Source organism: Oceanobacillus sojae, from assembly GCF_900162665.1.
GTDB lineage: Bacteria > Bacillota > Bacilli > Bacillales > Amphibacillaceae > Oceanobacillus > Oceanobacillus sojae_A.
The window spans coordinates 1,123,849-1,140,886 of sequence record NZ_LT727812.1 but is presented as its reverse complement, the minus strand read 5'-3'; the positions used below and the strand labels follow the sequence as shown (position 1 = coordinate 1,140,886).

At 36.6% G+C, this 17,038-nt stretch carries 19 protein-coding genes and 1 pseudogene; 14 read left to right on the top strand and 6 right to left on the bottom strand.

Annotated elements, in window-relative coordinates:
- The first annotated feature begins 204 nt into the window (after positions 1 to 204).
- The 4 genes from BN1068_RS16465 (at position 205) to BN1068_RS16450 (ending at position 3,430) form a co-directional block, all read left to right on the top strand.
- Complete coding sequence (locus BN1068_RS16465; RefSeq protein ID WP_077603906.1) at positions 205 to 699, top strand: Lrp/AsnC family transcriptional regulator; 495 nt, start codon at positions 205 to 207, stop codon at positions 697 to 699.
- Positions 696 to 1,877 (top strand): aminotransferase, encoded by a 1,182-nt coding sequence (locus BN1068_RS16460; protein ID WP_077603905.1) that lies wholly within the window; start codon positions 696 to 698, stop codon positions 1,875 to 1,877. The genes BN1068_RS16465 and BN1068_RS16460 overlap by 4 nt, the downstream gene beginning before the upstream one ends.
- 180 nt (positions 1,878 to 2,057) lie before the next feature.
- A complete protein-coding gene (locus BN1068_RS16455; protein WP_077603904.1) occupies positions 2,058 to 2,501 on the top strand; it encodes an HTH domain-containing protein in 444 nt (147 codons plus the stop codon).
- Between the two features lie 20 nt (positions 2,502 to 2,521).
- Positions 2,522 to 3,430 (top strand): IS3 family transposase, encoded by a 909-nt coding sequence (locus BN1068_RS16450; protein WP_254846794.1) that lies wholly within the window; start codon positions 2,522 to 2,524, stop codon positions 3,428 to 3,430.
- Here BN1068_RS16450 and BN1068_RS16445 read toward each other — a convergent pair.
- From BN1068_RS16445 to BN1068_RS16430, 4 genes and pseudogenes are all read right to left on the bottom strand, one after another.
- The gene (locus BN1068_RS16445; RefSeq protein ID WP_139344854.1) at positions 3,354 to 3,806 is read right to left on the bottom strand and encodes a hypothetical protein; all 453 of its coding nucleotides are present in this window, start codon (positions 3,804 to 3,806) and stop codon (positions 3,354 to 3,356) included. The two genes, BN1068_RS16450 and BN1068_RS16445, sit on opposite strands and share 77 nt — an antisense overlap.
- A 162-nt stretch (positions 3,807 to 3,968) precedes the next feature.
- The gene (locus BN1068_RS16440) at positions 3,969 to 4,901 is read right to left on the bottom strand and encodes an aldo/keto reductase (protein WP_077603901.1); all 933 of its coding nucleotides are present in this window, start codon (positions 4,899 to 4,901) and stop codon (positions 3,969 to 3,971) included.
- 72 nt (positions 4,902 to 4,973) lie between these two features.
- Complete coding sequence (locus BN1068_RS16435; RefSeq protein WP_077603900.1) at positions 4,974 to 5,729, bottom strand: hypothetical protein; 756 nt, start codon at positions 5,727 to 5,729, stop codon at positions 4,974 to 4,976.
- Between the two features lie 184 nt (positions 5,730 to 5,913).
- A pseudogene (locus BN1068_RS16430) lies at positions 5,914 to 6,553 on the bottom strand (pentapeptide repeat-containing protein).
- Positions 6,554 to 6,697: 144 nt separating this feature from the next.
- Between BN1068_RS16430 and BN1068_RS16425 the strand changes: the two are divergent.
- From BN1068_RS16425 to BN1068_RS16405, 5 genes are all read left to right on the top strand, one after another.
- Complete coding sequence (locus BN1068_RS16425; protein WP_077603899.1) at positions 6,698 to 7,153, top strand: 8-oxo-dGTP diphosphatase; 456 nt, start codon at positions 6,698 to 6,700, stop codon at positions 7,151 to 7,153.
- Between the two features lie 92 nt (positions 7,154 to 7,245).
- A complete protein-coding gene (locus BN1068_RS16420) occupies positions 7,246 to 7,677 on the top strand; it encodes a DnaA N-terminal domain-containing protein (RefSeq protein ID WP_077603898.1) in 432 nt (143 codons plus the stop codon).
- Positions 7,678 to 7,834: 157 nt separating this feature from the next.
- On the top strand, positions 7,835 to 8,761 hold the full coding sequence (locus BN1068_RS16415) for a DUF2268 domain-containing putative Zn-dependent protease (RefSeq protein WP_077603897.1): 927 nt from the start codon (positions 7,835 to 7,837) through the stop codon (positions 8,759 to 8,761).
- A complete protein-coding gene (locus tag BN1068_RS23370) occupies positions 8,736 to 8,894 on the top strand; it encodes a MerR family DNA-binding transcriptional regulator (protein ID WP_077603896.1) in 159 nt (52 codons plus the stop codon). The genes BN1068_RS16415 and BN1068_RS23370 overlap by 26 nt, the downstream gene beginning before the upstream one ends.
- Positions 8,895 to 8,916: 22 nt before the next feature.
- A complete protein-coding gene (locus tag BN1068_RS16405; protein ID WP_077603895.1) occupies positions 8,917 to 9,915 on the top strand; it encodes an acrylyl-CoA reductase family protein in 999 nt (332 codons plus the stop codon).
- 60 nt (positions 9,916 to 9,975) lie between these two features.
- Here BN1068_RS16405 and BN1068_RS16400 read toward each other — a convergent pair whose 3' ends face one another.
- Positions 9,976 to 11,880 carry a BglG family transcription antiterminator gene (locus BN1068_RS16400; RefSeq protein WP_175637176.1) on the bottom strand — a complete coding sequence of 635 codons (1,905 nt, stop codon included), beginning with the start codon at positions 11,878 to 11,880 and terminating at the stop codon, positions 9,976 to 9,978.
- A 178-nt stretch (positions 11,881 to 12,058) separates the two neighbouring features.
- Between BN1068_RS16400 and BN1068_RS16395 the strand changes: the two genes are divergently transcribed.
- From BN1068_RS16395 to BN1068_RS16375, 5 genes are all read left to right on the top strand, one after another.
- Entirely contained in the window at positions 12,059 to 12,373 is a 315-nt protein-coding gene (locus tag BN1068_RS16395; protein ID WP_077603893.1) for a PTS sugar transporter subunit IIB, read from the top strand.
- Between the two features lie 21 nt (positions 12,374 to 12,394).
- The gene (locus tag BN1068_RS16390; RefSeq protein WP_077603892.1) at positions 12,395 to 13,636 is read left to right on the top strand and encodes a PTS sugar transporter subunit IIC; all 1,242 of its coding nucleotides are present in this window, start codon (positions 12,395 to 12,397) and stop codon (positions 13,634 to 13,636) included.
- Between the two features lie 22 nt (positions 13,637 to 13,658).
- Complete coding sequence (locus BN1068_RS16385) at positions 13,659 to 14,009, top strand: PTS lactose/cellobiose transporter subunit IIA (protein ID WP_246145088.1); 351 nt, start codon at positions 13,659 to 13,661, stop codon at positions 14,007 to 14,009.
- Between the two features lie 23 nt (positions 14,010 to 14,032).
- Entirely contained in the window at positions 14,033 to 15,451 is a 1,419-nt protein-coding gene (locus BN1068_RS16380) for a glycoside hydrolase family 1 protein (RefSeq protein ID WP_077603891.1), read from the top strand.
- 391 nt (positions 15,452 to 15,842) lie between these two features.
- The gene (locus BN1068_RS16375) at positions 15,843 to 16,778 is read left to right on the top strand and encodes a YitT family protein (protein WP_077603890.1); all 936 of its coding nucleotides are present in this window, start codon (positions 15,843 to 15,845) and stop codon (positions 16,776 to 16,778) included.
- 58 nt (positions 16,779 to 16,836) lie between these two features.
- On the opposite strand, the gene BN1068_RS16370 is transcribed toward BN1068_RS16375, so the two are convergent.
- Positions 16,837 to 17,034, bottom strand: coding sequence for a DUF1648 domain-containing protein (locus BN1068_RS16370; RefSeq protein WP_186813584.1), 198 nt, complete (start codon positions 17,032 to 17,034; stop codon positions 16,837 to 16,839).
- Positions 17,035 to 17,038 lie beyond the last annotated feature (4 nt).

Sequence of the window (17,038 nt, the reverse complement as noted above, 5' to 3'; positions counted from 1 at the left end):
GGCGGTTCTCTTTAATAGCCCTTCCAAATTTCACTGTATTTTCCGTGTTATCTTCTAAAAATAGAAATATTTGATACATTTAAAACAAAAAATTAAAAATATTTGCGGACAGAAATTAATTTATCGCATCGAATATGTTATGATGAGATATAATCCAAATACGGGATTAGATACTGGGCAGAAATGGTAAAGGAGTCAAAGGTAATGACAGATAAAGAATTAGAAATATTGAGAATTATAGAAGAAGATGCACGAATTGATTTAAATACATTAGCGAAAATGACAAGTATAAATGAAGAAGAAATTAAAGCGATATTAAAAAAGTTGGAAGAAAAGAAAGTTATCTTAAACTATTCGACTGTCGTGGACTGGAGTAAGGTACCGCAGGCTGAGCAGGTAACAGCGATGATTGATGTAAAGGTAACACCAAAACGCGGGGTCGGATTTGATGAGGTAGCAGAGCGAATTTACCGTTTTACTGAGGTGCAGGCTTTGTATCTAATGTCAGGAGCTTATGATCTTCAAGTAGTAATAGAAGGAAAAACGATGCAGGAGATTGCCCGTTTTGTTTCTGAAAAACTTTCATCGATAGATTCTGTGATTTCAACAACAACACATTTTCAGTTGAAAAAATATAAGCATGATGGAATTGTCTTTGAAGAGGGCGAAGAAGATCGCAGAATTGTGGTGACACCATGAGTCCATTAAATGTAAAAACCAAAAGCCGCTTATCGTCACGTGTACAGGACATTCAGCCATCGGGTATCCGGAGATTTTTCGATTTGGCTTCCTCCATGGATAACATTATTTCTTTAGGTGTCGGGGAGCCGGATTTTATTACACCATGGAATATCCGTGAGGCCAGTATTTCTTCTATGGAAAGAGGATTTACTGCTTATTCAGCAAATGCCGGTGTACTCGAATTGAGACAGGAAATTACAAAATATATGTATAATCGTTTTGATGTGGATTATGACGCAGAAACAGAAGTACTGGTAACGGTTGGAGCAAGTGAAGCAATTGATATTGGCTGCCGTGCTATTTTAGACCCGGGTGATGAAGTGATAATAGTAGAACCTGGATTTGTATCCTATTCTCCACTGGTATCAATGGCAGGCGGTGTGCCCGTTTCTGTAGGAACAAGGATAGAGGATGATTTCAAAGTATCGGCTGAGCAGATTAGGGCTGCGATTACGGCAAATACAAAGGCATTAATGATCAGTTTTCCGAATAACCCGACCGGCGCTGTTATGCTGAGAGAGGATTTGCAAGAAATAGCGGTATTGGCTGAAGAGCATGATTTAATCGTGTTTTCTGATGAGATTTACGCTGAATTAAGCTATGATAACCAGCACGTCAGTTTTGCAGCACTTGAAGGTATGAAGGAGAGGACAATATTAATATCAGGGTTCTCCAAAGCATTTGCGATGACGGGGTGGCGCTTAGGCTTTGTAATGGCTCCTCCTGATTTATTGGCTGCAATGCTGAAGCTGCATCAGTACAGCTTAATGTGTGCACCGACAATGGCGCAGTACGGGGCACTGGAAGCCTTGAAGAGCGGAATGGATGATGTGGAGAGAATGAAGCAGTCTTATAAGCAGAGACGCGGATTTTTTGTAGAATCTTTTGCAGAGATGGGCTTAGCATGTCATATGCCAGGAGGCGCATTTTATGCCTTTCCATCTATTAAAGCCACTGGATTAACATCTGAGGAATTTGCGGAAAAATTATTATATGAAGAGCATGTCGCTGTCGTGCCAGGAGATATTTTTGGTGCAGGAGGAGAAGGACATATTCGCTGTTCCTATGCGACTTCGATGGATAATCTGCAGGAAGCTACAAAGCGCATGAAACGTTTTGTCAGCAAACATCTGTAAATATAAGTAATTTGCAAAGATAATCACTTTATCACTAAAAAACCCGCTTATTGTTTTAATAAAAAATAAACTGGACCCTATAAAATAGACACGGATAAAAAAACCATCTATCCGTTTCTGTTTTATAGGGTTCTTTGTCGTATGTTTATTTTATAATGACTATAAGGGGGAGTTGATTACATGGGAGTGCATTATTTTTCGAACGAACAGGTAGAAGAGCTGAGAAGGAATCCATATGTGGATAAGGTCTCCAACAAAGCGATTACGTACTCTGAAGTCTTTAAGCAACATTTTATGGATGAACAGCATCGTGGAAAGCTTCCTACACAAATATTTAGAGAAGCTGGCTTTGATACGAAGGTAGTGGGAAAAGAAAGAATTAACAGCTTTTCTAAACGTATTCGAAAAATGGCGGATAGAATAGAAGGTTTTACGGATTTGCGTGCACAACATTCTGGACGCCGTCAAACGAAAGAGCGTACTTCTGAAGAAGAAATCACTTATCTAAAACATCAAGTCGCTTTACAAAAACAACAAATTGAGGCTTTAAAAAAAATGAATTATATCAACCGTCAAGCCACAAAAACTTTGCCCAAGAAAAATATCAACTCATCCAAGCATTGACAGGAAGAGATAATAATCTCTTGAATATCAAGTGGCTTTGTGACATTGCCCAAATATCCCGTTCCGGCTATTATGCATGGTTGGAACGAGCAGAAGAGCGAGAAGAAAGAGAGAAGCAAGATCGTAAGGATTTTGAATTGATTCTAGCAGCCTATCAATATCGTGGATATGCCAAGGGTTCCAGAGGCATCTATATGCGTTTGCTTCAAACAGGAATTGTCATGAACCGCAAAAAAATTCAACGCTTGATGAATAAATACAACCTTGTCTGTCCAATTAGAAAACCAAATCCTTACAAACGAATGGCCAAAGCCAGAAAAGAACATGCGACGAAACCGAATCATTTAGAACGCCAATTTAAAGCATATGGTCCGAAAACGGTCCTGCTTACGGATATTACTTATCTCTATTTTGGACAAGGGAAGAAAGCCTATTTAGCGACTGTTAAAGATGCGTTTACTAATCAAATTCTTTCTTACATACTGAGTGAATCGTTAGAAGTGGATTTTGTTTTAGAGATGATTGAACAATTAATCGAAAACCATGCCATCCCTAAAAAGCAGAAAACCCTGATCCATTCCGATCAGGGCGTCCACTATACCAGTATGCAATTTCAATCGCTACTCAATGATAAAGAATTACGGCAGTCCATGTCACGTCGCGGGAATTGTTGGGATAATGCACCGCAAGAATCTTTCTTTGGTCACATGAAAGACGAGCTGGGTGATCTAAGCAATGTACTGACTTTTGTAGCGATTTCTATCAAAATCGATGACTATATGGATTACTACAATAACGAACGGTATCAATGGGATCTTGCAAAGTTATCTCCTAATCAATATGCAGCTTTTATTAAAACGGGAGTGTATCCTCTGGCTTCTTTGGTGAAAACGCCAGAGTTGCCCGTCGTCGTTCCTCTGCCAGATTAATTTCTTCCTCCTCCTGGTGGAGTCGTGCTGCATATTTTTCCTGTAATTTATCCCATTTTCCTGGTCGAAATACGTCACTCTCATAAAAATCAGGATCAAATACTGCCTTAGCATATATATTATACTCTAACTCAATGGTTGGATACTTTAATATCCATTTTAAGTGATCCACAAGATAGGATTCCGATACCATTTGATCGGCAACGTTTCGATAGGCAAGAAAGTAATCCCATTGTTCCCCCTCCGTTAAAGATTCAAAATATCTTCTCATCCAATTAGGGTAAACACCATTTTTGTGCTCTTCTTGGAAAACGGAAAACTCTAATGCTTTCAAACTTGATAAATAATGTCTCTTCATATTTTTAATGGATGACAAAAGCACACGCTCTAAGTTTTGAGCGTGTGCTTTGACTTGCCACCGCTCCTCCTATGGAACAAGCATAAGAGGTAGCTGTAAAAAAAGTTAGTGGTTTTTTTCTAAATGTCCTTGACATGGGGTCCACTTTAAAAACATTAAGTGGGTTTTTTGTTTCATTGGTTATGCAAAGATATCGCTGATTTTTTGAATATCCTCTTCAGATAAAGAAATTTCAGCTGCTCTTTGATTGCTTAGTACCTGTTCCGGACGTTTTGCGCCAGGGATAATTACATCAACAGATGGTTGAGAGAAATACCAGGCCAACACAATATGAGCGACCTCCTCACCATATTTATCAGCAACTTTTCTTATCTGATCTACTTTTTCAAGATTATCTGCAAACTGCTGACCCTGGAAATTTGGATTTTTTGCTCTTAAGTCTGAGAAAGTAGCATTTTTATTATATTTACCTGCTAATAATCCTGATTCCAGTGGGAAGTAAGGAATAAAAGTAATTTGATTCTCCGCTGTATAAGGGAAATAGTCTTTCTCGGCATCTCGTTTTAATAAATTATATTCTCCTTGAAATACATCTACATAGCCATCCTGATTTGCTTCCTTCAATTGTTTGGGTGAGAAGTTAGAAACACCGATAGAGCGGATTTTTCCTTGATCTTTTAATTCTTTTAGAGCACCAACAGCTTCTGCTTTTGGTGTATTCTCATCCGGGTTATGGATATAAAACAAATCAATATAATCTGTCTGCAGCCGTTTCAACGCATCATGCACAGATTGTTTTAAAAATGCAGGTGAATTGTCAATTACTACATCACTGCCGACAAATTTCTGTGCTGCCTTCGTTGCCAGAACAGCTTCTTCCCGGTTATATTCTTTAAGAACCTCGCCAATTAATTCTTCAGAGCGCTCAGGCCCATAAATAAATGCAGTATCCAGCATATTGATACCATTATCCAGTGCTGTACGGACAACATCTTTTCCCTGTTCCTCATCAAGCATATCAGGATAGATATTATGCCCGCCTACAGCGTTGGTGCCTAAGCCGATTGGATTTACCGAAATATCAGATTTACCTAATTTTACGTGCTTTACCATTTTAAAACCCCTTTTCCGATAAAGTTAGTACACTAAAAATATACCACAAAATAAGGTAAATAAACATTTAAATCAAGCTATCCTGTTTAGTTTCTCTCCTTGTCTAATAAGAAAGAAGAGAACCAACAGTATAAATCCCCCAGCTAAGGTTACGAATGGAAATAGGATAGGGAAAAATATTGTAGGAATACTCTCCCACGCATCGGTATAATATCCAATTGGATAAGGAGCCAAAGAGCCGGCAGAAAGCAGCTCTGTTTGTAAAGCATCACGATTAGAGAAGCTGAAAGAAGTCTTATTTATATTGCCGTTTTCATCTAACATATGTGCGGTGTATTTTAATTTTTCATCTGGAACTCTGCCAATTATATCTCCGTCTGGCATTTCTTTTTCAACTTCTCTTGTTTTCTTTAAAAGTATAATGAATTGCGTTTTATCATTACTTTTATCCTCCAGGGTTAAATAGGCAATTTCTCCATAGTACCGGTTTAATCCTGCTTCTTCCATTCTGACAGGATAATCTTTCAATTTATCCAGCTCTTCACCGTCAATTTTCAATGATAAATCTGCGATGCTCATTTTTCTGCTCCAAGGGTCTCTATGGCTATTCTCTATTTTTACAGTTTCCTCTGTTTCTATTATGTGATCATTAAAATGAAATGTAGATTCAGTAGGCGGCTTCCCTGTACTCACATCTGTAATCTCATACGCTGCATTCATTTTTTGGTTATGTATAAGCTCCATGATCATTTTTGTGCTTAATGGTAAAGAAGTTAAAAATAAGAGTGCTCCAATAGAAAATAATAAGAACTTTAACGCTTTTTTCATGATGATTTCACCTCTGGATGGAAATAGCTTTGAGTGCTGAAATAATAATCCTGTTTGCATTATTATTCTGAATGCAAGTTCACTACTTCACAATGTGTTTCCCATTTTATCATAGCACGGTTATAATTACAGTAAATATCAGCAGAAAAAAATCTTTCCCGATGTTATCAGGAAAGATTTTTTCTTATTCCTTAACCACTAATCCAATCAAAGAAGCAAACTGAATTGCTTGATAGGAAGACACTTTACAGCCTTTTAAACTTTCCAGAGAAACAGTCAATGCTTCAAAGCTGGAGGAGCGAGCTGATATCTATTCCCTTCAGAGAGGTCTCTTCAAAGTTAGCATCATTTAGATCACAGCGGTTAAACTCTATTTTTTTGAATTTGCAATTATAAAAATCCACATTCGTTAATACTGCTTCATTAAATATGACCTTTTCCAGTTTGGCGTTTCCGAAAGTGGCCAGATTCAGTGTGGAATCATCAAATCTGACATTGCCGATGGAGGACTCCGGAAATTCACAGCCGACCAGCTTGCAATGAATAAACTCCACGCGGTGAATTGAGGATTTTGTCAAGTTCACATTTGAGAGGTCACAATTTTCGAAACGGACATCTGTCAGCTCTATATTGCCAAAATCGGTCTGATTGAATTGACAATTTTTTAAGACTGCATCGTAAATCCGTACACGTTCCACAACTTCATTGGTGAAATCAGCTCCAGTAATTTCGCAGGTTTCCAGCAAAGGATCCTCATCATAAAAAATATCGGTAAATCTTTTTTCTGTTAATACAGGTGAAATTTTAGGAATATCTATCTTCATTTTTATGCCTTCTTTCTGTAGATTCTATTATAATTTTGATACAGGATTTGTTTCAATCATAACATAATATCGCTTTATCGATCTTTGCGCAATGGTATACTAGATATTAATGAAAATGATAGATAAAAGGGAAAGGGGATTCAAATGGGAAAATCTGAGACAGCAATTTTTACTAACATGTGTATGATTGAAAATGAGAAAGGGCAAATTTTAGTTCAGAACAGACAGAATCCAAACTGGCCGGGTATTACTTTTCCGGGAGGACATATTGAAAAAAGAGAGTCCTTTCATGACGCAGTTGTACGGGAAGTAGAGGAAGAGACGGGCTTACATATTAAAAATCCTGTCTTGTGCGGGACGAAGCAATTTCAGACTGATCAAGATGAGAGATATGTAGTTTTGTTTTATAAAACAGCAACCTTTTCCGGAGAATTAACAAGCTCTGATGAAGGAGAGGTATTCTGGATTGAAAAGGATGAACTGCCAGATTATACGCTGGCTAATGATTTTCTGGAAATGTACAGGGTGTTTGTCGATGAAAAAATTTCGGAATTTTATTATGAACAGCATGGTGAAGAAGTAAATGCAATCTTATTATAATTATTTCGATGTTTTTGTTTGAAGAATAATATGCAGGCAGTGAATGAAAACCAGCTGATAACTTTGAATAAAACATACAAGAGGAAAATTCAATGGACATATGGAAAAAAGTATTAGAAAAAATAAGCTCTCAAATATCCAAACCCAGTTTTAATACATGGTTTAAAAATACTTCGGCAGAATTAGAAGACGATGTCTTCACGATTTATTCGTCCAATGCATTTACAATAGATTGGCTGGAGACAAATTATAGTACATTGATTACTGACGCCATAAAAGAAGTAGCAGGGGAGGATTACAGTATCCGTTTTGAAGTAACAGAAGAAAATGAAAAGCTTGCATCTATTTTCCCCAACACTTATTTTGAATCATCACAAAATGATACAGACAGCATTAGCAGATTAGAAAGAAAGATAGACCGGCTGGAGCAGAAAATTCAGCAGCTAATCGATGTGAAACGCCTGGATGAAAGAGCGGAACAGCTGGAAGAAAGGATAAGTAAGCTGGAGGAACAAGTGAAATAATTTTTAAATTGTAGATATTTGAATGATTTAAATTATCCATTGAAGAATATAAAGAAGAATCTCAGATACCGCTGGGGTTCTTTTTTGAATTTTTACTTGACCTTCACGTTACGTAATGCTTTAAGTTATAAACAAAATATGAAAAGGTGTGAGATAAATGAATATCAACATATTACGATCAGAGAAGATTTATAGGGAGATTATCGCTTGCCCGCCAGAAGAAAAAAAAGAATTGTACCGTCAAAAAATGCTAGCTCCCTACATGAAAAAATGGGAAATACAGCAGATCCCATTCCGGGCAGAGGAGGAAAATGGATTTGATGTGATGACGATAAATAATATGGCTCATCTGGCACCAGAGATGATAACACCGGAAATAGAACCAGAGCTTAAACTGATTTCCTCTGATAAATTATGGGAGGAGTTAAAGCAGGCGATGGAGCATAGCTTAAATCAATTTACTAAGCGTGGTATTAATTTGCCTGTGTCTGATTATTTATTTACGGTTTTGTTAGGGAATCCTGACAGCGAAATCCTGCGGCTGAATGAAGGATACAGTGGAGAAGGCGGAATTCCCGGTTATATTTTTCTTAGTTTGCTTCCAAATGAGTACACATTAAAACGATTAAAACCTGCTTTAGCACATGAATGTAATCATAATGTCCGTTACCAGTTTATTAAATGGAATGATAAAATTAACCTTGGAGAATTAATTGTCAGTGAAGGACTAGCTGAAAATTTTGCGACTTATCTATATGGAGAAGATTTAATTGGGCCGTGGGTCAGTAAAACAGATGCCAACACACTGAATCATGTTATTAAACCTATCTTAAGAGAACATTTAGGAATAACAGGATTACCGCAAATCATGCCATATCTTTATGGGGATGAAGTTACTAAATTACAAGGCTTACCAGCAATAGGGGTACCACACAGCGCCGGATATGTATGTGGATATTATTTAATGAAGTATTATCTGCAAAAAACGGGAAAATCCATTGTAGAAGCAACAACACTCCCGGCTGATGAAATATTAAGTGAGGTGAAAGAATATTGGGATGAAGAAACCATACTACACCGTTAAGGATATGATTGCCATAACTGGCGTAACGAAACGAACACTGCATTATTATGATGAAATCCATTTATTAAATCCGGATAGTTATTCAGATAAAGGATTGAAGCACCTAAATTCAGGGAATAATCAATTAGAATAGATAGTTAGAAGGAGGTTATATCATGGCAGACACATTTAAAGCACTTGTAATAGAAAAAGAAAATGAGAACTTGAATCTAAATGTAAAAGAAATCGAACCTTCCGATTTACCTGAGGGGGAGGTTCTGGTCAAAGTAAAATATAGCGGAATTAACTATAAAGATGGGCTTGCTGCTCATCCTAATGGCAATATTGTAAAGGACTATCCTTTTATTCCGGGCATTGATTTGGCAGGAGAAGTGGCTGATTCCAAAGATGACCGCTATAAGGCGGGGAATCCTGTTATTGTTACCAGCTATGAATTAGGTGTTTCCCATTTTGGAGGCTACAGTGAGTATGCACGTGTTCCGGCCGAATGGATCGTACCTCTCCCGGAAGGCTTAAGCTTAAAAGAAAGCATGATCTTAGGAACAGCCGGTTTTACAGCTGCTTTATCTGTGCAAAGATTAGAGGAGAATGGCTTGAAACCGGAAAATGGTACCGTTCTTGTCACTGGAGCTACAGGCGGTGTAGGAAGTGTTGCTATTTCTCTCTTGAAAAAGAAAGGGTATCACATAGCGGCCAGCACTGGAAAAGACTCTGAAAAGGATTATTTGCAGCAGTTGGGTGCAGCAGAAGTTATTGATAGAAAAGAGATTTATAACGGAAAGCTGAAAAAGCTCGACAAACAAAAGTGGGCTGCTGCAATTGATGCGGTTGGCGGAGAGCCGTTAGCTTCCTTATTAGCACAAATGAAATACCGGGGCAGTGTTGCTGTCAGTGGAATGGCAGCAGGAGTAGCGCTCCCTTCATCTGTTTTCCCGTTTATTTTACGCGGAGTTTCTCTGCTTGGAATTGATTCCGTATATTGCCCGATGGAAGAACGGAAGCAGATATGGGAGCGTTTAGCTGGAGATTTAAAATTAGATAATCTTGAGGATTTAGTTTATAGGGAAGCAGCGCTGGAAGAATTGCCGGAGTTATTGCCAGCAGTATTTGAAAGCAATCATTTAGGGAGAGTGCTTGTGAATTTAGAAGGTTAATTATATATCATGTATTTTGAAGGAGAACGGAGAAAATAGCGTTCTCCTTCATTTTTTTAATTAGTCTGTCTGCTTGTCAATAAAATCGATCAACTGATCAATAAAACCTTCATAAGATCTTGAATTGGCCAATTTGTTCACATTTTTGGGGTTAGACAGAATTTTAATATATTCATCGTAAATATCACGGTAAAGGTTTCGTTCATTATAGTTCATAGCAATTAAAGAGACAATTTTTATATTTGAAGCGTCTCCCCAAGGGATAGGCTGTTTCGTTATCAATACAGCAATGGCTGTTTGCAATGCGTCCATATTTATAGAATGGGGGACAGCAACAATATTATTAAAAGCGGTAGACGATAGATTTTCTCTTTTTATAACGTCCTGAGCAAAATGTCGTTCAACCAGCTGCAAGGAAGCCATTTTTTCCGTAATAAAACGAATGACTTCAAATTCATCTTTAAAGGCTTTATCACTCAGGATAAAAAGTCTTTTATCAAATAATGAGATAAGGTTTCGCTTGATTTGCTGCTGTTTTTTATCATGCTTTATCTTGTTTACCTGTGTTTGTATTTTTAAAATATCATCCGCATCCATAAAGGTATTAATAAGCACCTCTTTTGTATGAAGGTCAAATGGAAGATTTACAGTAGAAATAATTAAATCTCCATGCATCTCAGTTATCTCCTTATCAATCCTGGTTATTATTTTTGAAATAACCAGTTGATTCGCAAAATAATGCTCCAGCTTCTCTTTTATTACCAAGTGTAAATTGTTATAGGCAGGACAAATAAGAATGACATTTATAGACTCATTATTTTTTTGTTTTAATTCCAAACAACTCCCCACATGCAAAGCAATATAGGTTATTTCATCTTCAGGCAATTGAATGTTTAATTCTTCAGAGAGAAGATTGGCAATATAGACAGATAAATCATAAATCAATGGTGAAGAGCTTTTAATAGACTGCGTAAGCGGATTTTCAAAAGAAAAATTATTCGAAGCTCTAATCACCATATTTTGAACATGCAAAGCAAATTTGGTTTTGAACTCTTCATCATCCAAGCTGATTAAATAGCTCTCGTTAACCTTTTGGATAATTCGATTGACTAAATCCAGATATCGGGTTTGAGCATCATTTCCAGTCTCTTCAAGAGTATTCGTTGTTTTACTGCTTATCAGTGCCTGCAGATAATATAATTCATTTTCATCCATTTGGACTTGAAAATAAGATTCAATTAAGTGTTGTATTTCATGAACAATCTTTATTGAAATGAATTTTTCTTTAAAAGGATAGACATGATAATGCACATATTGATTATCCTGCATTCGTTCAATGGAAACAACAATATGATAGATAATATTGCCAAGGGTATATTCATTAATATCATAATCGTGACTTTGAATAATTTGCAGCAGCTTTTTTTTGAAGTCACCCAGCTCATAACCAAATGACTTCTCTAAGTCAATAATGTTGTAAAAGGTTGTATTATATTCTTTAGTATAAATCACACGCATTATTTTACGCTTATCTATTTCTTTACCTCTTAAAAACAAAAAATCTTTTGCTCTTTCAATAGCCAAATCGTAGCTTTTAATAAATTTCCGGCATTCTATTAAATCCTTTTCAATAGTTGGAACGCTTACAAATAACTCATCACTTAAATCAAATATATCCACACCGTTCTTGGCTAAAACGAGTCTTTGTAAAATGAAGTACATTCTATTTTCAAAGGGTTTATTCTCTGGTTGTATAGTTTCATTATTTTCTATTTTTTTCAGACGATAACCTGCACTTGAAGATTCTATGATAAATAAGTGACTATACTGTTCATTAATATACTGGATATAGTTCCTCAAGGTCCGGGGCGAAATATTTAAATAAGTTAGTATTTGTTTTGATTTCATCCAGTCGCTGTGTTCCTCTAATAAATGAATGAGTGCTTCAATGTTTTTTTCCTTCATTAGAATTCCCCTCCCTTCGTTCTGTTCAAACAATCTTTTTAGAATTAACTTCATTATAATCCGGCGTTACATGATAAGAAAATAAATCTATTGCCAGCAGGTAGGCAAAAGGAATATTCGTTAGTATTCCTTATCCTTGGCATAATATAAGTACATCAAAAACAAGGGGGAAAACAAAATGAAAAAAACAGTTTTATTAATTTGCAGTGGTGGAGCTTCCAGTGGTTTCCTGGCTCAAAATATTCGTAAGTCTGCTAAGAAAAAAGGGTTAGAGGTAGAGGTGATAGCAAGAGGTGAATCAGAACTGGTTGATTATATGGATCGAATCAGCATGGTATTAATTGCACCACATTTAAGCTATATAAAGGACGATATAGCAGATCAGCTTTCAAATACAAATATTCCTTATCAAGTTATTGATCAAATGACTTATGGAACATTGAATGGAGATAAGGGTCTTGACATTATCGTTAAAGAACTTGGGTTAGAATAATTCTGGATAAGGAGGATTACCATGAACAAATTGATTGAGTATATGAACCGGTCATTTGCACCTAAGATGAATAAGATCACAAGAAATGCCTGGGTATCTGCCATACAAGAATCCATTATGGGTGTATTACCGCTGATTCTCGTTGGATCATTAATCACACTGATTATGATTTTAAATGATTTCATACCTAATATGCCTAATCTGCAGCCTATCAGTGATTTTTCATTTGGTTTAATGAGTCTGTTCATTTCTTTTCTGACACCATATTTTATTATGGAAAAATTGAAGAAAAGTGATCGGAAATTAGTTGCAGGTTTAACGGGTGCGGCAATGTTTTTATTTTTGCTCTCTCCTACATTTAATGATGAGGGACAAATCATCTTTTCTTTTGAAAGATTTGGAGCAAATGGAATGTTTGTCGCAATTATTGTCGGGTTGCTTGTTGGTGTTGTGTTCTATCTATTCAGTAAAATGTCCTTTTTTAAAGAATCAAGCTCATTGCCAGATTTTATTATTGTCTGGTTCGATACGATTGTACCAATTACGTTATTACTGTTGGCTGCATGGCTTTTTACAATTGTCGGAAGTTTTGACCTTTATGCTGCCATCCTCAGTCTGTTCGAGCCGCTCAACTATATCGGTCAAAGCTTTGCAGGCTTTGTTATTATCACATTTATTAGTGTGTTTCTATATTCTTTCGGCATTAGTCCATGGGCTTTATACCCGATTATTTTTCCAATATGGATGGCTGGAATTGAACAAAATGCAAATCTATTAAGTCAGGGAGCAGATCCTTCCTTTATTCATACATTCGAAACAATGATGGCATGGATATGGATTGGTGGAATGGGAACAACATTGCCATTAGTCATTATTATGCTGCTAATTGCCAAATCGAATCATTTGAAAGCAATCAGCAGGGTAACAATAGTTCCTTCTATCTTTAATATTAATGAACCGGTTGTATTTGGTGCTCCTGTAGCTTTTAATCCGATTCTTATGATTCCAATGTGGCTGAATGGTATTATCATTCCGGCAATCACATATATCGTTCTTTCAATGGGGGTAATTACGCTTCCTGCTGAGGTAATGCAATTATGGTATGTGCCGATTGGAATTTCCACCTATCTCGTTAATACAGATATTAGCGGACTGTTACTTCTGCTGGTTAATCTCGTTGTATCATTAATAATCTGGTATCCTTTTGTCAAAGTATATGACAATCAAAAAGTAAATGAAGAAAAGCAGCCAGAGGAAGTTTAATTTAATTTAAGGAGGGCTTGATTTGAGCCAACATAATGCAGAAAGTTTACAAGAAGTATCCATGAAAATTATATTAGGAGCCGGCGATGCAAGGGCTGATATTCAAGCTGCTTTGAAGGATGTAGAAACGTTTAAATTCGAAGAGGCAGAAGCGAAATTAGCAAAAGCAAAAAAGCATATGTCAGCAGCACATTCAGCTCAAACAGAAACGATTCAAGAAGAGGCTAGAGGGGAAGCTGTTCCTTATTCTACTTTATTTACACATGCTCAGGATCACCTGATGACAGTAATGAGTGAATGGAATATAGCCAGAAATCTATTAAAGATTTCTAAGGTCTTTGATCAAAGAATCAAGAAATTAGAAAGTGAATAATACGCTGATTGGAAGTGATACCGATGTCTGTTCAGGCACCTCATTTATTTTCGAGTGATTTTCTATGGGGGGCAGCAACTGCTGCTTACCAAATTGAGGGAGCTCATTTAAAGCATGGAAAAACATTATCGGTTGTTGAAAAAAATATGAATAAAAATTACGCTGATCCAAGTATTGCTTCAGGTCATTATCAATATTGGGAGAAAGATATTGCACTGATGAAGGAGCTAGGATTGAAAGCATACCGATTTTCTATTTCCTGGCCGCGAATATTGCCGGATGGCCGAGGGAAAATAAATCAAGAAGGCGTAGATTTTTACCGTAAATTGATTAATAAACTAAAAGAATATGAAATAGAACCGATCGTGACCATTTACCATTTTGATCTGCCTCAGTGTTTACAAGAAGAATACGGGGGCTGGTCATCCAGAAAAGTCATCGATGATTTTGAAGCATACTGTCAGGTGCTTTTCACATATTTTGATGATGTAAACTATTGGCTTACCATTAATGAGCAAAGCAATATGTTTCAGCTGCCATATCTGATGGAATTTAATCCTGATATACCATTGGAGAAGCAGAAATATGAAATGAATCATATTATGACATTGGCTCATGCTAAAGCAATTCATTTATGTCGTACGCTGCTGCCAAATGCAAAAATTGGACCGGCTTTAGGAATTATCCCTAATTATCCTGCCAGCCCCAAGCCAGAAGATACTTTGGCAGCAAGACATGCGGATGAAATGCGGACTTATCTGTTTATGGATTTATATATGAAAGGAGAATATAGACCTTTTGTATGGAATTACCTTGTGGAAAATGGAATAGAGCCAACCGTTGAGCCGGAAGACATGACATGTATACAATCTGCAAAACCCGACTTTATAGGAATTAACTATTATCAGTCTCGTGTTGTAAAATTTATTCCGGAAGATGCGGATAAAAAAGAATTAAAATTGAATTATGATGGACAAGATGATGATACACAATATGATAATACCCCAGGGCTATTTGAAGGAATGACTAATCCATTCACACCTAAAACAAGGTGGGATTGGGAAATTGATCCGATAGGGTTTCGATATATATTAAATGAGCTTTATGACCGTTATCAGGTTCCATTAATGATTACTGAGAATGGTCTTGGAACATTGGATGAACTAACAGCGGATAAACAAATCCATGATCAGGAAAGAATAGATTTTCTGCGTGACCATATCTGGCAGCTTCAACTGGCAATCAAGGATGGTGTAGAAGTTTGGGGATATATGCCATGGTCCTTTATAGATTTGTTAAGCACCTCCAGCGGTTTTAGAAAAAGATATGGGTTTGTATATATAGACCGTGACGATAAGGATATTAAAACCTTGGAGCGGATTAAAAAGGATAGCTTTTTCTGGTATCAAAAAGTGATTGCTTCCAACGGTTGTCAGCTTTAAATAAAAAGAATGCCGAGATTGTATAATACATATCTGGGCATTCTTTTTATTTGATAAAATGTATGGTCTGCTACAGTTCGGGAAGAAATAAAGCCTGAAGCTTTTTTATATAATAATCGGCTGTTTGTTCTAAAATATTATTAGATAACAAAGCAATTTTATCTAACTATTGAATTTAGCTCTTAATTCGGGTAAAGTAGCCTTTGTAAGAAGAGTGTGTTCTAAACTTTCCAGATAACGGCAAGCGGTTTTGGTTGCGTTATAAGAACATTTATATTATTTCATAAAAAATCTTTTTCATGTCTGACATGGAAAAGGTTTTTTAGGGACGAATAATGCTATTTATGGAAGGAATAATGCATTAAAAAACATACTAAGAAAGGGGTTTTGTATGAAAAACTATCTATTTCTAATTACCGGCACCTTTTTCTTTGCTGCTTCTGTAGCCATTTTCGCGATGCCGAATTCCTTAGCGGAGGGAGGCGTTCCCGGGCTGGCGCTGCTTATCTACCACGAAACAGATATATCACCTGCATTAACTACTCTTATTCTGAATGCAATGATTCTTTTAATCGGCTTTCGTTATTTGCCGAAAGATATGATTATCAAATCACTTATAACTATACCGCTATTTTCATTCTTTATTTATATCCTCGAAGATTTAACTTCAGGAATACCAGACCCTCTTCTGGCAGCAATTTTTGCAGGTGTATTTACTGGTGCAGGCTTTGGACTTATTTTCCGTTCAGGAAGCACCACAGGTGGAACATCGACCATTGCCCGTATGTTGAACTATAAATTTGGCTGGGAATTAACGGGAACTAATTTTGTGTTAGATGCTTCTGTTGTCGTTGCCGGTATTTTTGTAATTGGCCCGCTTTATACAATGTATACGGTGCTCGCTTTGTTTATTGGAAAAAGGGTAACGGACTATGTGTTAGAAGGTTTTGAAGCTAAAAGAGTGGTGCATATATTTTCTAATAAAACGGAAGAAGTGGAGCATGCACTGCAAACGAGCCTGGGAACACATACGACTGTATTAAAAGCAGAAAAAAATGCAGATGGTGTCGAGGAAAACCTGATTTATGTCGCTATTCCGAAACAGCGGCTATTCTATCTGAAAAAGCTGGTCAGCAGTATTGACGAAAATGCATTTACAGTTGTACACACTGTGAAGGATGTTACCGGCGGCAGCTTTGCAGAGGCACATCACCCGGGACAGAAAACATTTAGAAGTAAGAAATTGGAGCGCCGTTATTATAAGAAACAGGCAGATGAAGAGAGTTTTACATCTCCTGATCATACGCCTGTTAATGAGAAAGCATAGTTCTACGAAAAAGGTCTTTTCTATATTTTAAGGAAAAGACCTTTTTTGTATAAAGATATCAATCTCTCTTTTCTCTAAAAAACTGCCAATAAACAGAATAAGGAATAATAACTCCAGCCAAAAGAAAATATTTATGGACTACAATATCTGCTTCTCCCCGCCAATTAAAATGGATTGGAATCGAATCGGGTAAAAATAAAATAACGATAAACAAAACAAAAAACATAATTAAAAATACGATAATATCCTTTTTCATAAAC